Raw genomic sequence first — 22,893 nt, 5'->3', positions numbered from 1 at the left:
CACGCTAGTCATCTGCGGCGGATCCGCAGTGGGACCCGCCGCAGACGGACGTCAGGGCCTGCGGCCGAGCTCGACCGGCACGCCCACGGGCCGCGCGGCGACGATCTCGACGGGCGGCAGGTGCTTGGCCGGCAGGGTGGCCGGACGCCACGACTCGCGCGTCGCCTCGAACGCCGAGATCTCGTCGGCGTGCTCGAGGGTCAGGCCGATGTCGTCGAGGCCCTCCATGAGGCGCCAGCGCGTGTAGTCGTCCACCTGGAACGGCACGACCACGTCGTCGCAGACGATCGTCTTCGCCTCGAGGTCCACCGTGACCTCGGTGCCCGGACGGGTCTCGAGGATCTTCCAGATGAGCTCGATGTCCTCCTGCGACGCCTGCGCGGCGAGCAGGCCCTGCTTGCCGGAGTTGCCGCGGAAGATGTCCGCGAAGCGGTTCGAGATGACGACCTTGAAGCCGTAGTCCTTGAGCGCCCAGACGGCGTGCTCGCGCGACGAGCCGGTGCCGAAGTCGGGGCCCGCGACGAGGACCGAGCCGGCCTTGTACGCGTCCTGGTTGAGGATGAACGCCGGGTCACCGCGCCAGGCGGCGAAGAGCGCGTCCTCGAACCCGGTGCGCGTCACGCGCTTGAGGTAGACGGCCGGGATGATCTGGTCCGTGTCCACGTTGCTGCGGCGCAGCGGGACGCCGACGCCGGTGTGCTGGCTGAACTTCTCCATGACGAATGTCTCGCTTTCCTGTGGTTCAGACCGTCTGGAGGTCGGTGAGGGGGCTGCCGTCCGGCGTCGGGACGCCCGTGTCGAGGTCGCTGTACGACGACAGCGTCCCGCGGATGGCGGTGGCGGCGGCGACGAGCGGCGAGACGAGGTGCGTCCGGCCACCCTTGCCCTGCCGGCCCTCGAAGTTGCGGTTCGACGTGGACGCCGACCGCTCCCCCGGTGCCAGCTGGTCGGGGTTCATGCCCAGGCACATGGAGCAGCCGGCGTTGCGCCACTCGGCACCGAAGTCGAGGAAGATCTTGTCGAGCCCCTCGGCCTCGGCCTGCAGGCGTACGCGCGCGGACGCCGGGACCACCAGGACGCGGACCTCGTCGGCCTTGTGCTTGCCCTGCACGACCTTGGCGACGGAGCGCAGGTCCTCGATGCGGCCGTTGGTGCACGAGCCGATGAAGACCGTGTCGACCTTGATCTCGCGCAGCGGCTGGCCGGGCGTCAGGCCCATGTACTCGATGGCCCGCTCGGCGGCGCCGCGCTCGTCGGCGTCGGCGATCTCCTCCGGGACCGGGACCGAGCCGGACAGCGGCAGGCCCTGGCCGGGGTTCGTGCCCCACGTGACGAACGGCTCGAGGTCCGCCGCCGCCAGCACGACCTCGACGTCGAACTCGGCGTCGTCGTCGCTCTTCAGGGTCGACCAGTACTCGACGGCGGCGTCCCAGTCGGCACCCTCGGGTGCGTGCGGACGGCCCTTGAGGTACTCGAACGTCGTCTCGTCGGGCGCGATCATGCCCGCGCGGGCGCCGGCCTCGATCGACATGTTGCAGACCGTCATGCGGGCTTCCATCGACAGGGCGCGGATGGCCTCGCCGCGGTACTCGAGCACGTAGCCCTGACCGCCGCCGGTGCCGATCTTGGCGATGATCGCCAGGATGATGTCCTTGCTCGTCGCGCCCGCCGGCAGCGCGCCGTCGACCGTGATCGCCATCGTCTTGAACGGGGCGAGCGGCAGCGTCTGCGTGGCGAGCACGTGCTCGACCTCACTGGTGCCGATGCCGAACGCGAGCGCGCCGAACGCGCCGTGCGTCGAGGTGTGCGAGTCGCCGCAGACGACCGTGAGGCCGGGCTGCGTGAGCCCGAGCTGCGGGCCGACCTGGTGGACGATGCCCTGGTCCGCGTCACCGAGCGAGTGGATGCGCACGCCGAACTCGGCCGCGTTGTTGCGCAGCGTCTGGATCTGCGTGCGGCTCGTCTCGTCCGCGATCGGGCGGTCGATGTCCAGCGTCGGGGTGTTGTGGTCCTCCGTCGCCAGCGTGAGGTCGGGCCGACGCACCGGGCGTCCGGCGAGCCGGAGCCCCTCGAACGCCTGTGGGCTCGTGACCTCGTGCACCAGGTGGAGGTCGATGTAGAGCAGGTCGGGTGCACCGTCGGTGCCCTGCCGCACGACGTGCGCGTCCCAGACCTTCTCTGCCAACGTGCCGGCCATCTTCTCGGTCCGTTCTCTCGTCGATCATTCGTCCGGGAGTGTGGAATTTCCCGGCTCTCCGTTCGTCGTACTTGCATCTCAGCCTTCGAGACGCCAATATCGACCTATGGACAACTCTAGCGGAGTCGGCGTGCTGGACAAGGCCGCATCCGTTCTCAGCGCCCTGGAGGCCGGTCCGGCCACCTTGGCGCAGCTCGTCACCGCCACCCATCTTGCTCGCCCGACGGCCCACAGGCTGGCCGTGGCCCTCGAGCACCACCGCCTCGTCGCCCGCGACATGCAGGGTCGGTTCGTGCTCGGACCGCGCCTCTCGGAGCTCGCGACGGCCGCCGGCGAGGACCGTCTGCTCGCCGCCGCCGGCCCGGTGCTCGCCGCGCTGCGCGACCACACCGGCGAGAGCGCGCAGCTCTACCGCCGCCAGGGCGACCAGCGCATCTGCGTCGCCGCCGCCGAGCGGCCGATCGGTCTGCGCGACTCGATCCCGGTGGGCGCGACGCTGACGATGCACGCCGGGTCCGCCGCGCAGATCCTGCTCGCGTGGGAGGAGCCCGACCGGCTGCACCGCGGCCTGCAGGGCGCCAAGTTCACCGCCACGATCCTGTCCGGCGTCCGCCGCCGCGGCTGGGCGCAGTCGGTGTCGGAGCGCGAGGTCGGCGTGGCGTCGGTCTCCGCCCCGGTGCGCGGGCCGTCGGGCCGCATCGTCGCCGCGGTGTCGGTGTCGGGTCCGCTCGAGCGCCTCTCCCGCCAGCCCGGCCGCCTGCACGCGGCCGCGGTCGTCTCGGCGGCCAACCGGCTGACCGAGGTCCTGCGCCGCACGGCGGACTGACCGTGGCCGTCCGCGGCGCTGCCGCGGCCCGACGCCGGCAGCGTCGGCGCGCCGCCCTGTGGTCGTTCGTCGGCGGGTTCGTCGTCGGCGGTGTGCTCAGCGCCATCGGCGGCGGTTTCCCCATCGGGTCGATCATCGTCGGCCTCGTCCTCGGCGGGTTCGGCGCCGCGGTCGCCGCGCTCGTCGTCAGCCTCCTGCCGACGACCTCCGGCGGGCCGCGCGGCCAGCACTGAGCCATCGGGTGAAACGTGGTCCGTCCCGCAGGTTGAGACGTTCCTGCTCAGCCCTGGCCACGTCCCACCGGGTGGCCCACACTCCCCGCCGTGAACCTCACCCTGGACATCGGCCCGCTCCGCAGCCTCGTGGCTGTGGCGGACTGTGGTGGGTTCCACCGGGCGGCCGCCTCGCTGCACCTCACGCAGAGCGCGGTGAGCCAGCACATCCGGCGCCTGGAGAAGACCGTCGGTCGCCCGCTCGTCGAGAAGGACGGACGCGGTTCCCGGTTCACCGTCGCCGGTGAGGTGCTGGTCGCCGAGTCGCGCCGGGTCCTGGCGGCGCACGACGCCGCGCTGCGCAGCCTCGGCGTGCGCGTGCCGGTCGCCGAGCTCGTGTTCGGCTCGACCGAGCACGGTGCCGACGACCTGCTGCCGGCCGTGAGCGCGGCGCTCGGCGACCTGCACCGCGGGGCGCTGCGCTTCCGGCTCGACCGGACGACCGCGCTGAACCAGGCGGTCGACGGCGGGAGCCTCGACGCCGCGCTGCTGCTCGGGAGCACGACCCCTGCCGGACACTCCGCCGGCACGATCCCGCTCGTCTGGGTCTCCGCGCCGCAGTGGACACGCGGGTCGACCACGTCGTTCGTCGCGTTCGACGAGCCGTGCGCGATCCGTCGGCGGGCCGTCCAGACGCTCTCGTCGGAGGGCCTGAGCCCGCACGTCGCGGCCGAGTCGCCGCACCTGGCCGGGGTGCACGCCGCCGTCCGGGCCGGCCTCGGGGTCACGCTCCTGCCACTGATCGGCGAGCCGCCGCTCGGGCTCGTGGTCCGCGACGACCTCCCGCCGGTCGAGGCCCTCGAGCTCGAGGTGCGCGTCCGCCGCGGCGCCGACCCCGAGATCGGTCGTGTGGCCGCGGCCGCGGTCCGTCGCCTCGTGGACGACCGCGCCCTCGTCGCCGCCTGACCGGTGCACCGCAAGCCGACGTCCGCACTCGTGGTCGCCAGGGGACCCACGAGTGCGGACGTCCGGTGTCAGACGAGTGCCGGCACCGTCGCCGTGCGGCCGACAAGCGGGAACACCTGCTCGGCGATCCGCTCGAGCTCGCTGTCGAGCGGCGACGCCTGAAGCAGCACGAGCCCCAGACCCGCGTCCTCGTAGGCCAGCAGCTTCTCGGCGACCTGCTCGGCGGTCCCGACGAGCCCCGGACGCAGCCCGCGGGTGCCCACCGAGTACTCCTGCAGGCTCACCGACCGCTCCAGCTGCGAGTGCTGCACGAACTCCTGGTACGACGCGTACGACGCCCCGGCCCCCTCGGCCGGCACCGTCGTGATGCGCTCGAGCTCAGCCTGGGCCTCGCGCTCGGTGTCCCGCACGATGACGTAGGCGGCCATCCCGGTCTCGACGAACGGGTCCTTGCCGATCGCCTCGCGCCGCCGGGCCATCTCGGCGATCTTGCCGCCGACCTCGTCGACGGTGCCGCCGTGCATCACGTACGCGTCGGCGAAGGTCGCGATGGACGCCTTGCCGCCCTCGCTCTCACCGCCCGCCCAGATCGGCGGCGTGCGCCGGGGCTTGGGCTCGAGGATCGCGTCCTCGACCGTGTAGTAGCTGCCCTCGTACCGGAACGGCGTCTCGCGCCAGAGTCCGGTGACGACGTCCACCCACTCCTGCGTGCGCGCGTACCGCTCGTCGTGCACGCCGAAGATGCCGCCGTACTGCTGGGCCTCCTGCGCCCACCACGCCGAGACCACGTTGAGCGCGAGCCGCCCGTTGCTGATCTCGTCGAGGGTGGCCGCCCGCTTGGCGAGCACGGCCGGGAGGTGGAACCCGGGCCGCACCGCGACCATGATCTCGACGTGCTCGGTCACCGCGGCGATGCCGGCGGCGAGCTCCCAGGCCTCCAGGCTCGGCGCCGTGACGCCCTTGCGGTCGTTCAGGTACAGCTCCGGCACGAGGGTCAGGTCGTAGCCCAGGCGGTCCGCCGTGCGCGAGACCTTCTTGACGTACTCCCAGGTCGCGGGCATGCCCTCGTCGCCCACGTTGCGCAGGAACCCGCCGTAGATCGGCGTCCAGTAGCCGTAGCGCATCAGATGCCCGTCCCGTCGGACTCGACCGAGTTCCCCAGCGGGACCCGGACCACGATGGAGCGGTGCGGGTTGCCGGAGCGGACGCGCTCCAGGAACTGCACCACGGAGGCCGCCACCGACCGGTGCGACGCGTCGTTGAGCACGTCGTGCACCCCGTCGCGGACCACCAGCAGCTCGGCGTCCGGCCACCAGGAGAGCGCGCGGACGACCTCACGCAACGGCGAGACCTCGTCCTCGGTCCCGTGCAGCGCGAGGACCGGGATCCCGACGTACCAGGGACCGTTCGCGGTGCCGGACGGCTCGCGCGAGGCGACCGAGACCCCCCAGGCCCGTGCCGCGTCGGTGACCTCGCCGAACGCTCGTGCGTACCGCGGGTCCTCGCCGAGCAGCCCGCGGTGCACCGGGCACGACGTCCGCAGCGCGATCTCGGAGGCGTCGTCGGCCGCCTCGGACACGGCCTCCCCCACCACCGCCCCCGCGACGATCACCGCGGCGGGGCTGACGAGCCCCCGGCGGACCGCGTCGACGACGACGGCCGCGCCGGAGTCCACGCCGACCAGCACCCGCGGGCCGTCGATCGCCGACTCCTCCACATCGATCTCGGCGAGCAGGTCGCTCAGTGCGGCGGCGCCGGAGGGCAGCGCGTCCAGGACGTCGACGACGTAGCCGTCGGCGGCGATCCGCTGCGCGAACCGGCCGTAGTGGCCGAGGTGCTCACCGCGGCCGGGCACGACGAGCAGGGTGCCGCGGGGCCGGACGGTCGACGGAGGCAGGACCCGGACCCGGGTTGCCGTCAGAGTGCTGGTGGACATGGTGGGGGAACCGTTTCTGTGGGGAGGACTGTCAGAGATGGGCGAGGGCGCGTTGACCGAGCACGACGTCGAGCACCGCGTCGGCGCCCTGCGGGACGTGGTCGCCGCGCCAGGCGACGTGGTGGTCGGGGCGGACGAGGACCAGATCGGCGCCGTAGAGCTCCCGGACGTGCTCGTCGTCCAGGTGCACGACCGACAGGGCCAGACCACGCTCGGCGGCTGCCTGCTCGAACGCCGCGCCGTGTCCGCCGAGCACCAGGAGCGTCAGGTCGTGCCCGATGCGGTCGTAGAGGGTGTCGCCGAACGGGTCGATGTACCCGTCGGGGGCCCGGTGGCCCGGTCGCGGGTCGAGGACGTACCGCTCGGCGGCCCACGGGTGGTCGTCGGCGGCCTGCCCGGGCTCGTACGCGACGACCGGTGAGTCGTCGTACCGCTCGTCGAACGTGACCCCGGGCGACGGTGAGTACTGCGCCGAGATGAGGCCGCCGATCAGGGCGCGGGTGGCCACCGCCTCGGCGCCGGTGTCCGCGTCGTCGGGCACCCCCAGCCGGCGGATCTCCGCGAGCGTCGACGCGGCCGCCTGCGAGCGGGCCAGCGCGTGCTCGGCGACCCGCCAGTTGTGCGGCCGCCGCTCGCGGTCGTACGAGTCCAGCAGGGCGTCGCCGCCGTGCCCGTGCAGCACCGCGGCCAGCTTCCAGCCGAGGTTGACCACGTCGCCGAAGCCCTCGCCGAGGTTGCCGCCCGGCGTGCGGACGTGCGCGGCGTCGCCGGCGAGCAGGATCCGCCCCTGCCGGAACGTGTCCGCGATCCGGGTGGCCCGGAAGAACGACGTCGCGGACAGCAGCTCGAGCTCCAGGTCGGGCAGGCCGAACGCGGCGCGAGCCGTGGCGAGGAGCTGGTCCTGGCTCGGCTCGGCGTCGAGCGCGAAGGGCTCGGAGTAGACCCGCCAGTCCGTGCTGCTGATGGCGGCGAGGAACCCCGAGGCGTGCTGGTTGAACACGATGTTCACACCGCTGGGCGCGTCCCCGAGGACGCCGGGCTGGGTGCGGACGACGAGCCGGTAGTGCTTCTCCGTCGCGTACTCGCCCGACCGCCCGATCCCGGCGAGCCGCCGGACCGTGCTGCTGCCGCCGTCGGCACCGATCACGTACCGCGAGCGCACCTCGCGCCGCTCCCCGTTGCCGACGACCGTCGTCACGACCCCGTCGCCGGTGTCCCGCACGTCCTGCACCCGCCAGCCGCCCGTGACGCTCACGCTGTGCGCCTCGAGCCGCTCCAGGAACACCTTCTGCAGCGCCGACTGCGGCCGGCGGATCGAGTCCGCCAGGGAGAACGGGGTCACGCTCGACTGCGCGAAGCCGCGCCGCGGAGGCGCGACCAGCACGTGCCCCGCGAGGGACGTGCGGAACTGCGTGGCGCGGTTCCACTCGGGCGGGAACGTCCACTCGTCGCGGATCTGCTGGAGCAGACCCCAGCGCCGGAAGAGCTCGACCACCCGGGGCGTGTGCCCGATCGCGCCGGCGCGCGCCAGCGAGGCGGAGGTGGCGGCGTCGACCACCGCGACCTCGACGCCGAGGCCGGTGAGCTCGACGGCGGCGGACAGGCCGACCGGGCCCGCGCCGACGACGAGCACGTCGACCTCGCTCGGCGGCCGTCCGATGGGGAACCGGACGGTGTCGACCTCGCGGCCGCCGGTCGCCCGGAGTCTGTCGTGGGTCATGGTCGATGTCCTCTCAGGAGACGAGTGCGCGCAGCTCGTCGCGGCGGGCCCGGTCGAGCGAGCCGGTGGCCAGGGTGGGTGCGGATCCGACGAGCAGCCGCGTGTACTGGTGCTGGGGTCGGTTGACGATCGCGTCGGTCGCGTCGACCTCGACGACGGCGCCCTGGTACAGCACGGCGACGCGGTCGGTGATGCCGGCGACCGAGCCGAGGTCGTGGGAGATGAAGACGAGCGCGACGCCGGACGCGCGCAGGTCGGAGAGGATCTCCAGGACCTGGACGCGGTTGGCCGAGTCGAGCGCGCTGACGGGTTCGTCGAGGATCACGAGCTGCGGCTCGGTGACCAGCGCACGAGCCACGGCTATGCGCTGGCGCTGGCCGCCGGACAGCTCCCCGGGCAGCCTCCCGAGCACGTCCTCGTCGAGCCGGACCCGCGCGAGGTGCGTCCGGATCACGTCCGCGACCTCGGTGCGCGACGACCGACCCTGCAGGATCAGCGGCTCAGCCAGCGAGGAGCCGATCGTCAGGTCCGGGTCGAGGCTGCGCAGGGGGTCCTGGAACACGAGCTGGACCACGCCGCGGCGCCGGAAGTCCCGCCACTGGCGGCCCGTGAACGCGGACACCACCTCGCCGCCGATCGTCACCGAGCCGCCCGACGAGGCGACCAGCCCGACGGCAGCGCGAGCGAGCGTCGACTTGCCCGAGCCGGTCTCGCCGATGATCCCGACGGTCTCGCCGCGGTGGACGTCCAGGGACGCGCCGTGCAGTGCGTGGGTGCGCCCGTAGTGGACGTCCAGGTCGGTGATCCGCAGCAGCGGGAGGTCAGGCGACACCGGTCAGCTCCTTCGCCTCGACGAGGACGGCCTCGGGCGTCAGGAACCGGTCGAGGCCGTACCGGTTGTGCTCGTCGATCAGCAGGCGCGTGTACTCGTGCTCCGGGTCGAAGAGGATGTCGTCGGTGCGGCCGCTCTCGACGATCTCGCCGTCGCGCATGACGAGCACCTCGTCGCACAGCTGCGCGACGACGGCCAGGTCGTGGGAGACGACGACCAGCGACAGCCCGGTGCGCTCGGTCAGCTCGGTCAGCAGGTCGAGGATCTCGGCCTGCACCGTGACGTCGAGGGCCGTCGTCGCCTCGTCGGCGATGAGGATCTGCGGGTCCAGCGCGACGGCCGTGGCGATCAGGACGCGCTGCAGCATCCCGCCCGACAGCTCGTGCGGGTACTGGTCGTACACCCGCCCGGGGTCGCGCAGCCGCACCGCGGCGAGCAGGTCGAGCGCCTCAGCCTTGGCCACCTTGCGCGACACACGCTTCTTGACCCTCACCACCTCGGCGATCTGCTTGCCCACCCGGATCGACGGGTTGAGGTAGGACGCAGGATCCTGGAAGACCGCCGTGATCTCGGTGCCGCGCAGCCGCTGCCAGTCCCTCGACGAGAGCCCGGCCACATCCTCGCCGAGAAGGTCGATCTCGCCGCCGGAGACCTCGAACCGCGGCGGCAGGATGCCCAGGACCGCGCGGCACGTGAGCGTCTTGCCGCTGCCGGACTCCCCCACGATGCCGAGCACCGCGCCGCGGCGCAGCGTGAGGTTCACGCCGCGCACGAGGTCGCGGCCGTCGGCGGTGTTGGTGATCGTAACGTCGCGCAGCTGCAGGACGATGTCGTCGTCGGACATGGGTCTCTCCTAGGCGGTGGCGAGAGCGGGACGGGTACGGGCGCGGCCGGCCTCGCCGGTCACGTCCCGGATGGCGTCGGCGAGCAGGTTGAAGGCCCAGACGGTGAGCATGATCAGGACCGTCGGCACGAGCGGCGCCCAGGGCTGGTAGCTGAGGTACTGGAGCTCCGAGGCGAGCACACCGCCCCACGTCGGCGCGGGCGGCTGCACGCCGATGCCGAGGAACGTGAGGCTGGAGACGACGACGAAGCCGGCGCCCATGGTCGTCGCGAGCGCGATCGACAGCGGCGGCAGGACCTTGCCCCACACGTGCGTGCGCACGACCCAGCCGACCGACGCGCCGGCCAGCAGCGCCGCCTCGACGTACTGCGACCGGGACACCGTCAGCGCCGCGGCCCGGGAGACCCGGTAGAACAGCGGCGACACCAGGAGGCCGACCGTGAACATGGCCTGCGGGATCCCGTTGCCCAGCAGCGCGGTGACCGCGACGGCGAACACCAGGAACGGCAGGGCGATCAGGGTGTCGACCAGCCGCAGGGACAGCCACTCGAACGTCCGCCCGAGGTAGACCGACAGGATGCCGGGCACGGCGCCGACGACGAGCGCGATGAGCGCGACCTGCACGGCACCCAGGACGCTCACCGTCGACCCCGCCAGGATCCGGCTGAGCACGTCCCGGCCGAGGTAGTCGGTGCCGATCCAGTGCTCGGTCGACGGTCCGGCCAGGACGGCGTCGCCACCCTCGAGCGGGTCGTAGGGCGCGAGCGCGGGCCCGAGGACCGCGAGGAACAGGACGAGGACGAGGATCCCCAGCCCGAGCCGGCCGGTGGGCAGTCGCAGGATGCGTCGGAACACGGTCAGACCCCTCTCGCCGAGGCGGGCGTGATCTTCACCAGCGCGGTGTTGACCAGGAGGTTGAAGACGACGACCACGACGATCGAGATGACCAGCACGCCCTGGACCGCGGGCACGTCGCCGCGCTGGGCGGAGTCGGCGGCGTACTTGCCGTAGCCGGCCAGGCCGAAGATCGCCTCGGTCACCACGGCCCCGCCCAGCAGGTTCGGGAACTTCATGCCGAGGACCGTCAGGGCCGGGCCGACGCCGTTGCGCAGCACGTGGACGAAGAAGATCCGCCGCGCTCCGAGGCCGCGCACCACCGCGCCGACCACGTAGTTCTCGCGGTACGCCCCGATGAGGCCGGCCCGCAGCTGCCGCGCGACGTCCGCGATCGTGTCGAAGCTGATGGCCAGGGCGGGCAGCCAGATGTGCTCGAACCACGGGGTCACGCCCTGCGAGACGGGCACGTACCCCGCCGACGGGAACCAGCCGAGCGTCACCGCGAACACTGCGACGAGCGCGATGCCGACGACGAACGAGGGCATCACCGAGATGACCGTGGTGAACCCGGTGATCGCGCGGTCCACCCAGGTGGTCTGCCACAGGGCGGCGAGCGTGCCGAGCGCGAACCCGAGCGTCACGCCGATGACGAGCGCCAGTCCGGCGATCGACAGGCTGATGATCGCCCGGCCGACGAGCGCCGACGAGATGGACGTGCCGTCCACCCAGCTGAGGCCGAGGTCACCGTGCAGCACCGACGTCAGCCAGGTCCAGTACTGCGTGAGGAACGGCTGGTCGAGGCCCCACTGCGCCTCCAGCTGCGCCACCTTGTCGGGTGTCGCCGACTCGCCGAGCTGCAGGTGCGCGGGGCTGAGCCCGCTGAGCTGGCGCAGGGCGAACGTGATGAACGTGCCGAGGAAGAACACAGGGACGAACACAGCCAGGGTGCGTCCCAGACCGCGCGTGATGCCGTGCGCCCGTGCCGTGGTGGTGCTGCTCATCGAGTCCCCTCCTCTCGGGGTCCGTCCCCGGGGGCGCGTGGCGCGCCCCCCGGGGGTCGGGCTACTTGTCGGAGACCGTGACGCCGGTCCAGTGCACCTGGCCGGGGATGGCCGGCAGGTCGGAGACCCGCGGGCTCTTCACGAACAGGTTGGGCTGGCTGTACGTGAAGACCAGCGCCTGGCTCTCCAGGCCCGCACGCGTCGCCGCCTGCAGGTTCTTCGCGTAGTCCGGCGAGTCGAGCGGCGTCTGACGGGCCAGCGCGATCGCCGCGTCGAACCCCTCGGGCGTGTACGGGCTCGACAGGTTCAGCGGACCCTGCGGACCGAAATGGGCCGTCAGCGTCTGCACCGGCGACTCCCGGCCCGTCGTCCCGTAGAGCGACAGGGCGAGATCCTTGGCGAAGAACGGCGTCGCCCAGTCCGGCTGCACCTTGATGTTCACCGTGATGCCCACCTCGGCGAGCTGGGACTGGACGATCTCGGCCGCCGGCTGCTCGGTCGGGATCACGAGGTCGACGGAGATGTCGTTCGGGTGGCCCGCCTCGGCGAGCAGCTCCTTGGACTTGTCGGGGTCGTACGGGTACAGGTCCTCGGACTGCTTGTCGTACGCGATGTACCCCGCCGGGAACGGCTGGTCCGTGGCCGAGCCCGTGCCGAACGTGACCTTGCTGACGAACTCGTCGCGGTTGATCGCGTAGCGCACCGCATCGACCACCACGGGGTCGTCGAACGGCGGCTTGTTGATGTTCAGGCTGATGTTCGCCGCGTTGTAGCCGGGCTGCTTCACGACGTCGAGACCGGCGGCCTCGGCGGCCTTGACCTGGCTCGGGGCGAGGTAGGCGAAGTCGAAGACCCCCGTCTGGATGCCCGAGACCACGGTGGCGGGGTCCGGGGCGGCCGAGAGGTCGACCTCGTCGATGTCGATGTTCGCCGCGTCCCAGTAGTCCGGGTTCTTCACCAGCACCGCGTGCGAGCCGGCGACGAGCTCCTTGACGACGAACGGTCCGGCGCCGACCGGCCAGGTGGTGAGCTTCGCCGGGTCCTTCGCCGCCTCGGGGCTCGTGATCTGGGCGACGCGCTGGCCGAGCAGGAGCGGGAGCTGGTAGTCGGTCTGTGTCAGGTGCACGACGACGTCCGTGGCGCTCGCGGCGTCGACCGACGCGATCGAGCCGAGGTCACCATCGAGGGCCGAGTTCTCCTGCGTCTTGGCGCGCTCCAGGTAGAGCTTGACCGCCTCGGCGTCCAGCGGCGTCCCGTCGCTGAACTTCAGCCCGTCGCGCAGGTGGAACGTCACCTCATCGCCGGTCGCGTTGTAGTCCCAGCTCTCGGCGAGCCCGGGCTGCGCGACGCCGTCCTCGTCGATCTCGGTCAGCGAGGCGTAGGCCAGCGACAGGATGCGGAACTGCGCACCACTGCCGGAGACGACCGGGTCCCAGCTGGCCGGGAAGTCGATGGCCCACTTGAGGACCTGGGGCTGGTCACGATCGGGCGTGTGCGAGGCATCGGCCGGGGCGGCTCCGCCGGCGGTCCCGCCGCACGCCGCGAGCAGGAGCGACGCGGTGAGTGCGGTGGTCAGGGCTGCGGCTGTTCTGAGACGTCTCATGGGACTTTCCGGTTGGTGTGGGTGGGACTTCAGACGAGGGACGGCTGGCGCTGCGCCCGGCGGGCGGCGGTGTGCACGTTCTCGGGGATCGGGAGGCCGAGGTTGCCGCGCAGCGTCGTGGACTCGTACTCGCTGCGGACCACACCCCGCTCGCGCAGGATGGGGAGCACCTCGTCGGTGAAGCGGGTGAACTCGCTGGGCACGCTGGTGTGGATGTTGAGACCGTCGAACGCCCGGCCCTCGAACCAGCGCTGGATCTCGTTCGCGACGGTCAGCGCCGAGCCGACGAACGGCGAGCGGTGGCTCGTCGAGACGACCTGCACGACCTCGCGCAGCGTGTAGCCGTTCTCCTTCGCGAGCGCCTTGATGCGCTCGGCCTGGGTCTTGAAGCTGCGGTCGCCCAGGTCGCCGACCTCGGGGAACGGCGCGTCCAGGTCGTACTGCGAGAAGTCGTGCCAGCCGAACGGCCGGCCGAACTCCGCGAGTGCGCGCTCGAAGCTCTTGCTGCCGAGGATCGCCTGCTCCTTGGCGCGGGCGTCCTCGTCGGTGTCGCCGATGATCGGCGAGACGCCGGGCAGGATCAGGACGTGCTCCGGGTTGCGGCCCTGGGCGACGGCCCGCGCCTTGATGTCCTGGTAGAACGCCTGGCCGGCCTCCAGCGTCGGCGCGTGCGTGAAGATCGCGTCCGCGATGGTGGCGCCCAGGTCGCGACCCTCGTTCGAGTCGCCCGCCTGGAAGATGACCGGCTGCCCCTGCGGCGAGCGCTCGATGTTCAGCGGACCGACGACCGAGAAGTACTCGCCCTTGTGGTTCAGCTGGTGCTGGCGCGACCGGTCGAGGAACACGCCGGCCTCCTTGTCGCGCGGGAAGGCGTCGTCCTCGTAGGAGTCCCACAGGCCCTTGACCACGTTGACGTGCTCGAGGGCCCGGCCGTACCGGGTGGCGTAGTCGAAGTGCTCGTCGCGGCTGTAGTTGCCCGCGGTGCCCCCGTCGCCCGTCGCCACCACGTTCCAGCCGGCCCGCCCGCCGCTGATCAGGTCCAGGCTCGCGAGCCGGCGGGCGACGTTGAACGGCTCGTTGTACGACGTGCTCAGGGTGCCGACGAGCCCGATGTTGCTGGTGCTCACGGCCAGGGCGGACAGCAGCGTCAGCGGCTCGAGGCGGTTGAGGTAGTGGTGCGGGGAGTCGGGGGTGATGAACTGGCTGTCGACGATGAAGACGAGGTCGAACTTCGCCGCCTCGGCCTGCCGGGCACGCTCGATGTACCAGTGGATGTCGACGGAGGCGTTGCCGGGGATCTCGGGGCTGAGCCAGGTGGCGTGCTGCCCCGGGCCGCCGACGCCCATAAGGACGGCGCCGAGCTTGAGCTGACGAGTGGTCACGATGGAGCTCCTGGTGGTGTGTTTTTCGGGTGTGCGCGCACCACCGGCGCCCGACTGCTCGGAGGCAGACGGGTGTCGGTGCTCGTGCGGAGGTGGCCCTGGCAGAGGGCGGGAGGTCGGCTCAGCCGACGGGCGACAGCGGGCGGCGCGAGGTCAGCGACGCGCGAGGCTGCGGCTCGACATCGAGTCCGGACAGCGTCGACACGCACGCGGCACGACGACCAGCGCGGGGCTGGTCAGCGCCGTGCGGCGCGGGGCGAGGCTGAGGACCGAGGTCATGGGACGAGTCTGGTGCCGGCATCACGGCACGTCCAACGACGCGTGCGCATCGCCACCGATCACGCAGCGCGATCGGTGTCGCGGTCGCATGCCTTCGTCGGGGCCCGAGAATGCAGAAAGGCCCGGTCCAGTGGACCGGGCCTCTCGTGATGTACCCCCGACCGGATTCGAACCGGCGCTACCGCCGTGAGAGGGCGGCGTGCTAGGCCGCTACACAACGGGGGCCTATACGCTGCGAGGCCCGTGGGCCCTGCTTGCGGTTGAACACTCTACCCGATGCACCTCGGTGCACCGAACCATCCATCAGTACGGCATGGCCGCGCTGGGGTACCAGGACTCGAACCTAGACTAACTGAACCAGAATCAGTCGTGCTGCCAATTACACCATACCCCATGGGGGTATAACGCCCGGCGCTCGCGAGCCGCCTGGCGGGGCGGGTGTGCGTGCGACCGGACGTCGTACCGGCGGTGAACACTACCCGGTCGCGGGGACCGGGTCCAACCAGCTCCGTCGGCCGTGACGAATGCCACGCTCAGCGCGGGATCGCGCTGAGCTGACCGAGCTCCGACGCGTCGTACCAGAGCAGGTCGCGCTCGTCGAGGCGCTCGATCGCCGCGTCGTCGCCCGTGATCGCGGCGTCGACGTCGGCGCCGACCCCCGGCTCGTCCACGTGCACGCACGCGATGTCGTCGCGGTCCACCGCACGCAGGAGGTCCAGCGCGCTCGGCACCTCGTCGTCGTCGAGCAACGGCCGCACGTCGTCCTCGGAGACGTCCACCGAGACGACGAGCCGTGCCCGCGGTGCGCCCGGCAGCTCGCCGAGCAGGGCCAGCGAGTCGTCCGCTGCCGCGAGCTGCGCCGCGAACTCGAGACCCTCGTCGTCCTCGTCGGGGAACATCGCTCGCAGCGCCGGCGTGACGGCGTGCACCCGGCGGGGCGTCAGCGGGCCTGCTGCGGGCTCGATCTGGTCGAGGGTCGCGGGAACGTAGATGCGCACGCCTCCAGTGTGCCGGGCGGAGCCGAGATCGGTCCGCTCCCGCGCCCGGGCACGTCCGGTCAGCCGGCCGGGACTGCCGCCAGGACCGAGTCCACCTGGACCGCCACGGCCGCGAGCGCCCGTCGGGCCGGCGAGCCGGGCGCGACCTCGCGCAGCGTGCGCGCCGCCAGGAGCGCCGCGTCGAGGGACGGGCGGTCGTCGGGGACCACGTGGGCGTCCGTCACGCCCGCGTACCGGGCGAGCGCCTGCTCGACGGCCTCCCCCGGGTGCGCCCCGGCGACGGAGGCTCGGACGCGGTTGACCAGGACCATCCGCGTGCCGGCCAGGCCGAGGTCGGCCAGCTCGCTCAGTCCGCGCACGAGACGCTGGATGCCGACCGGGTCACCCGAGCCGACGACGATGACGACGTCGGCGGCCTCCAGTGCGCTGAGGGTCGCGGCGTTGCGGCGCGGGGCGCGGGTGTCGTAGCTCAGCAGCTCGTCCTGCTCGAGGTTGAAACCGCAGTCGACCACCGTCCACTCCGACAGGGAGCGGGCGACGGTCCAGACGGCGTCCAGCGACGACGACGGCAGCTCGGGCCAACGGTCCGCCCGCGAGATGCCCGACAGCACCCGCAGGTCGGGCGCGATCTGCGGGGTCAGCCGTGCCAGCGCCATCAGGTCGAGGGAGCCCTGACCGGCGGCGCGGGCCGCGGCGGCCAGTCCCGGAGCCTCGTCGAGCATGCCGACCACCTGCGCGACGCAGCCGCCGTACGTGTCGGCATCGACCAGGAGCGTGCGACGGCCTGCGGCGGCGAGCTCCGCGGCGACGTTCACGGCGACGGTCGTGCGTCCGGGCGCGCCGGTGGGACCCCACACCGCGACCACCAGACCGGCGGCCGGCCGGCGGACGGGGACCTCCTCGGGCGGCGGCACCGCACTCTCGGGTGTGCCTGTCGCGTCCAGGATCGCGAGCGCCTCGCGCACGACCGTGCCGCCGGCGTCCTCGTCCTGCGGCGCCATGACCACCAGGTCGGCGCCGAGGGCCGACAGCCGTTCCCCGAGCCAGGGCCGCGTCGCGTCGCCGACCCCGACCACCCGCACGCCGGCGCGGTGCAGCAGCTCGACGGCCTCCCGGTCGAGCAGGTCCAGGTCGCCCGAGACGACCGCCAGGCGCCCCAGGCCCGCCTCCGCGGCCGCGAGCAGCTCGGTGAGGTCGGCACAGCGGCGCGTCACGCTCAGCCGGCCGCCGGAGCGCTCGACCGCCTGCACGATGATCGACTCGGCGGAGCCGTGGACCGCGCAGAGCACCCCGACCGGCACGTCAGCTCCCCGAGCCGGGGACAGGAACCACGTCGAGCGTGCCGTCCGCCGCGAGCGCCGCGAGGATGTCCGGCAGCCGGCCGCTCGGCACGAGCACCTGCACCTGGGCCCCGCCGCCCACGCTGAACGCACCGTCCTGCGAGGTCACCTCGGCCACGACGAGGTCCGTCGCGAGCTGCACCGGCTCGGCGGGCTCGGCATCCTCGCCGGACGGCGGCGTCGGCGTGAACCAGAGGTCCACCTGCGCACCCTCGGTCACGTCCCTGGACGGGGTCCGCTCCAACGTCACCGACACGGGCCGCAGGTCCAGGTCGCCGGCATCCCCCACCGCCGAGGCCGGGACCAGCTCGCCGCGGCCGACGACGCGCACGACGACCGCGTCCTCGAGCGGCTGGTCCGCGCGCAGATAGTGGTCGAGGTTGACGGTGCCGAGGCGGACGTCCACGACGGCGAGCCGGCTCGGCTCGAGCCGGTCGCCCGGGACGAGCGCGCTTCGCGACACGTAGACGGGCACCGTCGCCTGCGCGGTCCGCACGACCCACGAGCCGAGCAGCACGGACGCCGCGACCATCGCGATGCCGGCGAGCAGCCGCGGGTCACGCCAGCCCGGCCGACGCAGCCTGGCCGCGACGGGCGCGGGCAGATCGATGACGCTGGTGTCCATGACTCCCCTGTTCGTCGGCAGACCTGTGCATCCTGCCGCGCCGAGCACCCCCCGTGGGCGAGAACGGTGCATTGTGGACAAACCGGTTCTGGCGTCCGTGCGTGCCAGACTGCGGTCATGCCTTCGCGGTTCCTGACCCTCGCGGACGTCACCGAGGTGCTCAACATCTCGGCCCCGCAGGCCTACGCCCTCGTGCGCTCGGGCGATCTGCCCGCCATCCAGATCGGCGGGCGGCTGCAGTGGCGCGTCGAGTCCGCCGAGCTCGAGAAGTACATCCAGCGGATGTACGAGGAGACCCGCGCGCGCAACACCTCGGACGCGACCTCGAGCGCGGACGCCTGACCTCAGGCTTCGTGCACGACCTGGAGCCGGTCGAACGGGACCGCCCACAGCGCCCGCCCCTGCGTCCCGAGCTCCGCGACGTCGAGGTGGTCCGCTCCGACGCGGTCGATGCGGCCGACGACCTCCGCCCCACCCGAGACGACCCGGACACCGAGCCGGTCGCGCGAGAGCGCACGCAGCACCTGACCGAGCCCTAGCCGGGACTCGACGACGCCGACCGCAGGTGCCGCGTCGATGGCGAGCCCGTCGACCGCGACCACCGCCGAGAGCGGGACGAGCGCTCGCCTCGCCGGCGGCGTGGCGAGCAGGAGCCACTCGGGCGCCGCCTCCAGCAGCGTCCCGGCAAGCGGTTCGGCGCCGTCGATCCGGATCCGCAGCGTGTGCCCGACTGATGCGCGGACGCGCGCCGAGAGGGTCACCGAGGCGCGTTCGGCCCGCGCCAGCTCGGCGACCTCGGCGCGCAGGTCCGCCGACCGGGCCGCCGCGAGCTGGGCCTCCATGTCCGCGAACAGCTGCTCCCATCGCATCCGAGCACCGTAGGGCCCGCGACCCGATCGTGGGACAGCACTGGACACGAATCGGACATTCAGGTACATCTATGACCTACAAGCGAGATCAAACTGCATCAAACGACACGATTGAGGGTCAACCATGGTGATCGATACGGCGCCCCGGAGCAGGACCGCGCCCCTTCCCCCGCGCCGGCCCTCCGTCGCCACGGCGGCGCTCGGACTCCTCGCCGCAACGGCGGCCGGTGGCGCCCTGGCCCTCGTGCTCGCGATGCGCGTGCTCTCGCTGGTCACCGGCTCGTCGATGCGGACGGTCGACGCGCTCCTGGAGGTCGCGGTCTGCGGTGTCGGGGCGCTGGTTGCCGCGTGGCTCGCCGTCTCCGCCCTGCTCGCGCTCGGCTGCCTGGCCGTGCGGCTCGTCGGGTCGAGCTGGCGGGGCGGGGAGCGGCTCGTCCACCGGTGCGCTCCCGCGGTCGTGCGTCGGGCGCTCGTGCTCATGGTCGGCGCGACCGTGGGGCTCGGTTCCGTCACCGGTGCCTCCGCGGTGGCCCCCGCACCGACACCGCCCCCGGCGACGGTCACGGCTGACGACCTCGGCTGGCCGGTGACGACCCGCGCCGATGCGGAGTCGGCCGGTCACGGCGTACTGCCGACCACCACGAGCGCAGAACCGACGGCGACCGGTCCGACCGCCGCCGTGCCGCCGCTGGTTCCCGTCGCCGAGCCGGTGGTCGATCCGCCCGCCGCGATCGCAGCGGCTCCAGCGACGCCCGCGCCCGCCCTCGCACCCGCGGAGTCCGAGCCCGTGGTCGTCGTCGCCGGCGACAGCCTCTGGGCCATCGCCGCGCGACATCTCGCGCCCGACGCCACCGACGCGGAGATTGCCGCGTCGTGGCCGCAGTGGTACCACGCCAACGCGTCGGTGATCGGGTCGGACCCCGGTCTGATCGTCCCCGGTCAAGAGCTCGCGGCGCCCGTCGTGCAGGACGGGGCGGCGTCATGAGCGCGGTCGCCGTCGAGCTGGCGCAGTCGAGCGCGGAGGACGCGTTCGCCCGGGTGCGCGAGGAGGAGCCGGCCGCTCCCGAGCCCCGGATCCGCCTGGTCGCCTCACCGGAGAGGGCGCTCGTCCCGCGGGCGACCGGCCCCGCCCAACCCGTCCATCCGACGGTCGCCGCGCGCATCTCGGTCCTGCGGGCGCGCGAGACGTCGGCGGCCGCGGACGACGAGGACGTACCGAGCGCGGTCCCGTCGGCCGACCCCGGTGCCGTGGGTTGCTCCATCGCCCTCGCCGCGCTGGAGGTGCTGGCCGGTCGCCGCCCGGTGGCCCAGCTCGCGCGCTGGTTGGCGCCGGGCGTCTACGAGGCGTTGCAGGTCCGCAGCAGCCTGACCGCGCGCGTGCTGCGCACCCCGCAGGGAGAGCGACGCCCGGTGGTCCGGCGCGTGCGGCTGACGCCGATCGTCGCGACCGCGCACGAGGTCAGCGTCGTCACAGACGACTCCGGCCGGGTGCGGGCCGTCGCTCTCCGGCTCGAGGCGCACCGCGGCGCCTGGCGCGCGACGGCCCTGGAGATCGGCTGACTGAGTACGCCGACGGCCCGCTCACCGGATCGGGAGGCGGGCCGTCGACGATGGTGCTCAGCGCTTGCGCTGCTGCTTGGCCGCCTTGCGGCGCTCCTCGCGGTTGGCGGTGCCGCCGGTGGGTGCACCGGCCGTGGGCGCTGCGCCGCCGTTCTTGCCCGAGGGGTTCGTCCCGCGGGTGACCACACCGCCGTCACCGTCCACCGACGGGGCGGAGTACTGCAGCGGCGCCTGCTCGGCGGGACCGTCGATGCCCTTGGCGACCAGCTTGCCGGCGGCGGGCCGGTCGGCCGCCGCGGCACCTGCGGTCGTCTGGGCGTCGGCGATCGAGTCGAGCGTGATCGGCGAGGAGGGCGCGGACTCGTCCTGGACCTGGACCTCCAGGTTGAACAGGTAGCCGACCGTCTCCTCCTTGATCGCGTCGTTCATCGCGTTGAAGAGCTGGAACCCCTCGCGCTGGTACTCGACCAGCGGGTCGCGCTGGGCCATCGCCCGCAGGCCGATGCCCTCCTTCAGGTAGTCCATCTCGTAGAGGTGCTCGCGCCACTTGCGGTCGAGGACCGACAGGGTGACGCGACGCTCGAGCTGACGCATGTTGTCCGCGCCGATCGACTCCTCGCGCTCCGCGTAGGCGACCTGGGCGTCCGAGAGGATCTCCCGCGTGAGCTGGGCCGCGGTCAGGCGAGTCGCCCCGCCCGCCTCCTCGACCACCTCGTCGGGCGTGATCGAGATCGGGTACACCGCCTTCAGGGCGGTCCACAGCGCGTCGAGGTCCCAGTCCTCCGGGCGACCCTCGGACGTCGCGGCCGTGACGTAGTCCGTGAGGACGTCCTCGCGGAAGTGCGTGATCTGGACGTGCAGGTCCTCGCCCTGCAGGACCCGACGACGCTCCTTGTAGACGACCTCGCGCTGGCGGGACATGACGTCGTCGTACTTGAGGACGTTCTTGCGGATCTCGAAGTTGCGCGACTCGACCTGCGACTGCGCGGACTGGATGCCGCGCGTCACGATCTTCGACTCGAGCGGCATGTCCTCGGGGAACCCGGCGCGCGTCATCATCGACTCCGCCAGACCCGAGTTGAACAGGCGCATGAGGTCGTCCTGCATCGAGAGGTAGAACCGGGACTCGCCCGGGTCGCCCTGACGGCCGGAACGACCGCGCAGCTGGTTGTCGATGCGACGCGACTCGTGCCGCTCCGTCCCGAGGACGTACAGGCCACCCAGGTCGGCGACCTCGTCGTGCTCGGCCGCGACGGACTCCTTGGCCTTGGCCAAGGTGGTCGGCCACGCGGCCTCGTACTCCTCGGCGTTCTCGGCGGGGTCGAGGCCACGCGCCTCGAGCTCCTCGACGGCCATGAACTCGGCGTTGCCGCCGAGCATGATGTCGGTACCGCGGCCGGCCATGTTCGTCGCGACGGTGACGGCACCCTTGCGGCCCGCCTGAGCGACGATCGACGCCTCACGCGCGTGCTGCTTGGCGTTCAGGACCTCGTGCGGGACACCCTGCTTCTTGAGCTTGGCGGAGAGCAGCTCGCTCTTCTCGACGCTCGTGGTGCCGACGAGCACCGGCTGACCCTTCGCGTGCCGCTCGACGATGTCGTCGACGACCGCGTCGAACTTGCCGTTCTCGCTCTTGTAGACGAAGTCGCGCTGGTCGATGCGCTGCATGTCGCGGTTGGTCGGGATGGGCACGACGCCGAGGTTGTAGGTGCCCTGGAACTCGGCGGCCTCGGTCTCGGCGGTACCGGTCATGCCGGAGAGCTTGGTGTACAGGCGGAAGTAGTTCTGCAGGGTGATCGTGGCGAGCGTCTGGTTCTCGGCCTTGATGGCCACGCCCTCCTTGGCCTCGATCGCCTGGTGCATGCCCTCGTTGTAGCGACGGCCCGGCAGCGTGCGGCCGGTGTGCTCGTCGACGATCAGGACCTCGCCGTCCTTGACGATGTAGTCGACGTCGCGCTTGAACAGCTCCTTGGCCTTGATGGCGTTGTTCAGGAACCCGATCAGCGGCGTGTTGAGCGACTCGTAGAGGTTGTCGATGCCCAGGTAGTCCTCGACGCGCTCGATGCCGGGCTCGAGGACGCCGATGGTGCGCTTCTTCTCGTCCACCTCGTAGTCGCGCTCGGCCTGCAGGCGGCGCACCACCTTCGCGAACTCGGCGTACCAGCGGTTGGCGTCGCCCGTGGCCGGTCCGGAGATGATCAAGGGCGTGCGCGCCTCGTCGATGAGGATGGAGTCCACCTCGTCGACGATGGCGAAGTTGTGGCCGCGCTGGACGAGCTCCTCGGTGTTCCACGCCATGTTGTCGCGCAGGTAGTCGAAGCCGAACTCGTTGTTGGTGCCGTACGTGATGTCGGCCGCGTACTGCTCGCGGCGCTCGGAGGGACGCTGCGACGAGAGTATGACACCACTGGTCAGGCCGAGGAAGCGGTAGACGCGCCCCATGAGCTCGGCCTGGTAGCTGGCCAGGTAGTCGTTGACCGTGACGACGTGCACGCCCTTGCCCGCGAGCGCGTTGAGGTACGCGGGGGCCGTGGCGACGAGGGTCTTGCCCTCACCGGTCTTCATCTCGGCGATGTTGCCGAGGTGCAGCGCGGCGCCGCCCATGAGCTGGACGTCGAAGTGCCGCTGCCCGAGCGTGCGGCGTGCTGCCTCGCGCACCGCGGCGAACGCCTCGGCGAGCAGATCGTCCAGCGACTCCCCGTCCGCCAGGCGTGCGCGGAACCGGTCGGTCTCCTCGCGCAGCTCGGCGTCGGACAGCGCGACGAAGCTGTCCTCCAGGGTGTTGACCTGCTGGGCGATGCCCGACAGCTTCTTGACGATCCGGCCTTCACCGAGGCGCAGGACCTTCTCGAGGATCGCTGGCACG

General features: G+C 72.3%; 23 protein-coding genes and 2 tRNA genes. 6 read left to right on the top strand and 19 right to left on the bottom strand.

Going from position 1 to position 22,893, the window contains the following annotated elements:
• Positions 1-51 precede the first annotated feature (51 nt).
• A complete protein-coding gene (leuD, locus tag AC1DZC_RS18595; protein ID WP_477041088.1) occupies positions 52-717 on the bottom strand; it encodes a 3-isopropylmalate dehydratase small subunit in 666 nt (221 codons plus the stop codon).
• Positions 718-742: 25 nt separating this feature from the next.
• The gene (gene leuC / locus AC1DZC_RS18590) at positions 743-2,197 is read right to left on the bottom strand and encodes a 3-isopropylmalate dehydratase large subunit (protein WP_477044294.1); all 1,455 of its coding nucleotides are present in this window, start codon (positions 2,195-2,197) and stop codon (positions 743-745) included.
• Positions 2,198-2,303: 106 nt separating this feature from the next.
• Between leuC and AC1DZC_RS18585 the strand changes: the two genes are divergently transcribed.
• The 3 genes from AC1DZC_RS18585 to AC1DZC_RS18575 all read left to right on the top strand — a co-directional run bounded on the left by AC1DZC_RS18585 (position 2,304) and on the right by AC1DZC_RS18575 (position 4,201).
• The gene (locus tag AC1DZC_RS18585; RefSeq protein WP_028046824.1) at positions 2,304-3,023 is read left to right on the top strand and encodes an IclR family transcriptional regulator; all 720 of its coding nucleotides are present in this window, start codon (positions 2,304-2,306) and stop codon (positions 3,021-3,023) included.
• A 2-nt stretch (positions 3,024-3,025) separates the two neighbouring features.
• The gene (locus AC1DZC_RS18580) at positions 3,026-3,256 is read left to right on the top strand and encodes a hypothetical protein (RefSeq protein WP_477044293.1); all 231 of its coding nucleotides are present in this window, start codon (positions 3,026-3,028) and stop codon (positions 3,254-3,256) included.
• Positions 3,257-3,346: 90 nt separating this feature from the next.
• Positions 3,347-4,201, top strand: a complete 855-nt coding sequence (locus AC1DZC_RS18575; RefSeq protein ID WP_477044292.1) for a LysR family transcriptional regulator — start codon at positions 3,347-3,349, stop codon at positions 4,199-4,201.
• 68 nt (positions 4,202-4,269) lie between these two features.
• Here AC1DZC_RS18575 and AC1DZC_RS18570 read toward each other — a convergent pair whose 3' ends face one another.
• The 15 genes from AC1DZC_RS18570 to AC1DZC_RS18500 form a co-directional block, all read right to left on the bottom strand.
• Complete coding sequence (locus tag AC1DZC_RS18570) at positions 4,270-5,325, bottom strand: LLM class flavin-dependent oxidoreductase (RefSeq protein ID WP_477044291.1); 1,056 nt, start codon at positions 5,323-5,325, stop codon at positions 4,270-4,272.
• Complete coding sequence (locus tag AC1DZC_RS18565; protein WP_477044290.1) at positions 5,325-6,137, bottom strand: alpha/beta hydrolase; 813 nt, start codon at positions 6,135-6,137, stop codon at positions 5,325-5,327. The genes AC1DZC_RS18570 and AC1DZC_RS18565 overlap by 1 nt, the downstream gene beginning before the upstream one ends.
• A 31-nt stretch (positions 6,138-6,168) precedes the next feature.
• On the bottom strand, positions 6,169-7,857 hold the full coding sequence (locus AC1DZC_RS18560) for an FAD-dependent oxidoreductase (RefSeq protein ID WP_477044289.1): 1,689 nt from the start codon (positions 7,855-7,857) through the stop codon (positions 6,169-6,171).
• A gap of 13 nt (positions 7,858-7,870) precedes the next feature.
• The gene (locus AC1DZC_RS18555; protein ID WP_477044288.1) at positions 7,871-8,689 is read right to left on the bottom strand and encodes an ABC transporter ATP-binding protein; all 819 of its coding nucleotides are present in this window, start codon (positions 8,687-8,689) and stop codon (positions 7,871-7,873) included.
• Positions 8,679-9,533 carry an ABC transporter ATP-binding protein gene (locus AC1DZC_RS18550; RefSeq protein ID WP_477044287.1) on the bottom strand — a complete coding sequence of 285 codons (855 nt, stop codon included), beginning with the start codon at positions 9,531-9,533 and terminating at the stop codon, positions 8,679-8,681. The genes AC1DZC_RS18555 and AC1DZC_RS18550 overlap by 11 nt, the downstream gene beginning before the upstream one ends.
• A gap of 9 nt (positions 9,534-9,542) precedes the next feature.
• Positions 9,543-10,388, bottom strand: a complete 846-nt coding sequence (locus AC1DZC_RS18545; RefSeq protein WP_477044286.1) for an ABC transporter permease — start codon at positions 10,386-10,388, stop codon at positions 9,543-9,545.
• Positions 10,389-10,390: 2 nt separating this feature from the next.
• Entirely contained in the window at positions 10,391-11,371 is a 981-nt protein-coding gene (locus AC1DZC_RS18540) for an ABC transporter permease (protein ID WP_477044285.1), read from the bottom strand.
• 61 nt (positions 11,372-11,432) lie between these two features.
• A complete protein-coding gene (locus AC1DZC_RS18535) occupies positions 11,433-12,974 on the bottom strand; it encodes an ABC transporter substrate-binding protein (protein WP_477044284.1) in 1,542 nt (513 codons plus the stop codon).
• A 29-nt stretch (positions 12,975-13,003) separates the two neighbouring features.
• Positions 13,004-14,356 carry an LLM class flavin-dependent oxidoreductase gene (locus AC1DZC_RS18530; RefSeq protein WP_477044283.1) on the bottom strand — a complete coding sequence of 451 codons (1,353 nt, stop codon included), beginning with the start codon at positions 14,354-14,356 and terminating at the stop codon, positions 13,004-13,006.
• A gap of 153 nt (positions 14,357-14,509) precedes the next feature.
• Positions 14,510-14,635: a hypothetical protein gene (locus tag AC1DZC_RS18525; RefSeq protein ID WP_477044282.1), complete on the bottom strand. Its 126-nt coding sequence runs from the start codon at positions 14,633-14,635 to the stop codon at positions 14,510-14,512.
• 152 nt (positions 14,636-14,787) lie between these two features.
• Positions 14,788-14,860: transfer RNA gene (locus AC1DZC_RS18520), tRNA-Glu, on the bottom strand.
• 97 nt (positions 14,861-14,957) lie between these two features.
• Positions 14,958-15,029: transfer RNA gene (locus AC1DZC_RS18515), tRNA-Gln, on the bottom strand.
• Positions 15,030-15,168: 139 nt separating this feature from the next.
• Positions 15,169-15,633, bottom strand: a complete 465-nt coding sequence (locus AC1DZC_RS18510; protein ID WP_477044281.1) for a DUF6912 family protein — start codon at positions 15,631-15,633, stop codon at positions 15,169-15,171.
• A gap of 59 nt (positions 15,634-15,692) precedes the next feature.
• On the bottom strand, positions 15,693-16,934 hold the full coding sequence (locus AC1DZC_RS18505; RefSeq protein WP_477044280.1) for a CpaE/TadZ family protein: 1,242 nt from the start codon (positions 16,932-16,934) through the stop codon (positions 15,693-15,695).
• A 1-nt stretch (position 16,935) separates the two neighbouring features.
• The gene (locus AC1DZC_RS18500) at positions 16,936-17,598 is read right to left on the bottom strand and encodes a hypothetical protein (RefSeq protein WP_477044279.1); all 663 of its coding nucleotides are present in this window, start codon (positions 17,596-17,598) and stop codon (positions 16,936-16,938) included.
• A 117-nt stretch (positions 17,599-17,715) separates the two neighbouring features.
• Here AC1DZC_RS18500 and AC1DZC_RS18495 point away from each other — a divergent pair, with 117 nt between their 5' ends.
• Positions 17,716-17,940 (top strand): helix-turn-helix domain-containing protein, encoded by a 225-nt coding sequence (locus AC1DZC_RS18495; protein WP_477041103.1) that lies wholly within the window; start codon positions 17,716-17,718, stop codon positions 17,938-17,940.
• A gap of 2 nt (positions 17,941-17,942) precedes the next feature.
• On the opposite strand, the gene AC1DZC_RS18490 is transcribed toward AC1DZC_RS18495, so the two are convergent.
• Complete coding sequence (locus AC1DZC_RS18490; RefSeq protein ID WP_477044278.1) at positions 17,943-18,467, bottom strand: hypothetical protein; 525 nt, start codon at positions 18,465-18,467, stop codon at positions 17,943-17,945.
• Between the two features lie 124 nt (positions 18,468-18,591).
• On the opposite strand from AC1DZC_RS18490, the gene AC1DZC_RS18485 reads away from it, so the two are divergent.
• Both AC1DZC_RS18485 and AC1DZC_RS18480 read left to right on the top strand, forming a co-directional pair.
• Entirely contained in the window at positions 18,592-19,452 is an 861-nt protein-coding gene (locus AC1DZC_RS18485; protein WP_477044277.1) for a LysM peptidoglycan-binding domain-containing protein, read from the top strand.
• Positions 19,449-20,027 carry an Rv3235 family protein gene (locus AC1DZC_RS18480; RefSeq protein ID WP_477044276.1) on the top strand — a complete coding sequence of 193 codons (579 nt, stop codon included), beginning with the start codon at positions 19,449-19,451 and terminating at the stop codon, positions 20,025-20,027. The genes AC1DZC_RS18485 and AC1DZC_RS18480 overlap by 4 nt, the downstream gene beginning before the upstream one ends.
• Before the next feature lie 57 nt (positions 20,028-20,084).
• Here the strand turns inward: AC1DZC_RS18480 and secA are convergent, their stop codons facing one another.
• Positions 20,085-22,892 carry a preprotein translocase subunit SecA gene (secA, locus tag AC1DZC_RS18475; protein ID WP_477044275.1) on the bottom strand — a complete coding sequence of 936 codons (2,808 nt, stop codon included), beginning with the start codon at positions 22,890-22,892 and terminating at the stop codon, positions 20,085-20,087.
• Position 22,893: the final 1 nt, after the last annotated feature.

The organism is Cellulomonas sp. P2_B4 (genome assembly GCF_056404795.1).
Note: the sequence above shows the minus strand (reverse complement) of the source record. Positions and strands in the feature narration are given on the sequence as shown.

What these genes read in the sequence shown, in the direction of transcription:
- leuD (WP_477041088.1), bottom strand. Translation starts at nt 717, where the DNA reads ATGGAGAAGTTCAGCCAGCACACCGGCGTCGGCGTCCCGCTGCGCCGC.
- leuC (WP_477044294.1), bottom strand. Translation starts at nt 2,197, where the DNA reads ATGGCCGGCACGTTGGCAGAGAAGGTCTGGGACGCGCACGTCGTGCGG.
- AC1DZC_RS18585 (WP_028046824.1), top strand. Translation starts at nt 2,304, where the DNA reads ATGGACAACTCTAGCGGAGTCGGCGTGCTGGACAAGGCCGCATCCGTT.
- AC1DZC_RS18570 (WP_477044291.1), bottom strand. Translation starts at nt 5,325, where the DNA reads ATGCGCTACGGCTACTGGACGCCGATCTACGGCGGGTTCCTGCGCAAC.
- AC1DZC_RS18565 (WP_477044290.1), bottom strand. Translation starts at nt 6,137, where the DNA reads ATGTCCACCAGCACTCTGACGGCAACCCGGGTCCGGGTCCTGCCTCCG.
- AC1DZC_RS18560 (WP_477044289.1), bottom strand. Translation starts at nt 7,857, where the DNA reads ATGACCCACGACAGACTCCGGGCGACCGGCGGCCGCGAGGTCGACACC.
- AC1DZC_RS18550 (WP_477044287.1), bottom strand. Translation starts at nt 9,533, where the DNA reads ATGTCCGACGACGACATCGTCCTGCAGCTGCGCGACGTTACGATCACC.
- AC1DZC_RS18540 (WP_477044285.1), bottom strand. Translation starts at nt 11,371, where the DNA reads ATGAGCAGCACCACCACGGCACGGGCGCACGGCATCACGCGCGGTCTG.
- AC1DZC_RS18535 (WP_477044284.1), bottom strand. Translation starts at nt 12,974, where the DNA reads ATGAGACGTCTCAGAACAGCCGCAGCCCTGACCACCGCACTCACCGCG.
- AC1DZC_RS18525 (WP_477044282.1), bottom strand. Translation starts at nt 14,635, where the DNA reads ATGACCTCGGTCCTCAGCCTCGCCCCGCGCCGCACGGCGCTGACCAGC.
- AC1DZC_RS18500 (WP_477044279.1), bottom strand. Translation starts at nt 17,598, where the DNA reads ATGGACACCAGCGTCATCGATCTGCCCGCGCCCGTCGCGGCCAGGCTG.
- AC1DZC_RS18495 (WP_477041103.1), top strand. Translation starts at nt 17,716, where the DNA reads ATGCCTTCGCGGTTCCTGACCCTCGCGGACGTCACCGAGGTGCTCAAC.
- AC1DZC_RS18490 (WP_477044278.1), bottom strand. Translation starts at nt 18,467, where the DNA reads ATGCGATGGGAGCAGCTGTTCGCGGACATGGAGGCCCAGCTCGCGGCG.
- AC1DZC_RS18485 (WP_477044277.1), top strand. Translation starts at nt 18,592, where the DNA reads ATGGTGATCGATACGGCGCCCCGGAGCAGGACCGCGCCCCTTCCCCCG.
- AC1DZC_RS18480 (WP_477044276.1), top strand. Translation starts at nt 19,449, where the DNA reads ATGAGCGCGGTCGCCGTCGAGCTGGCGCAGTCGAGCGCGGAGGACGCG.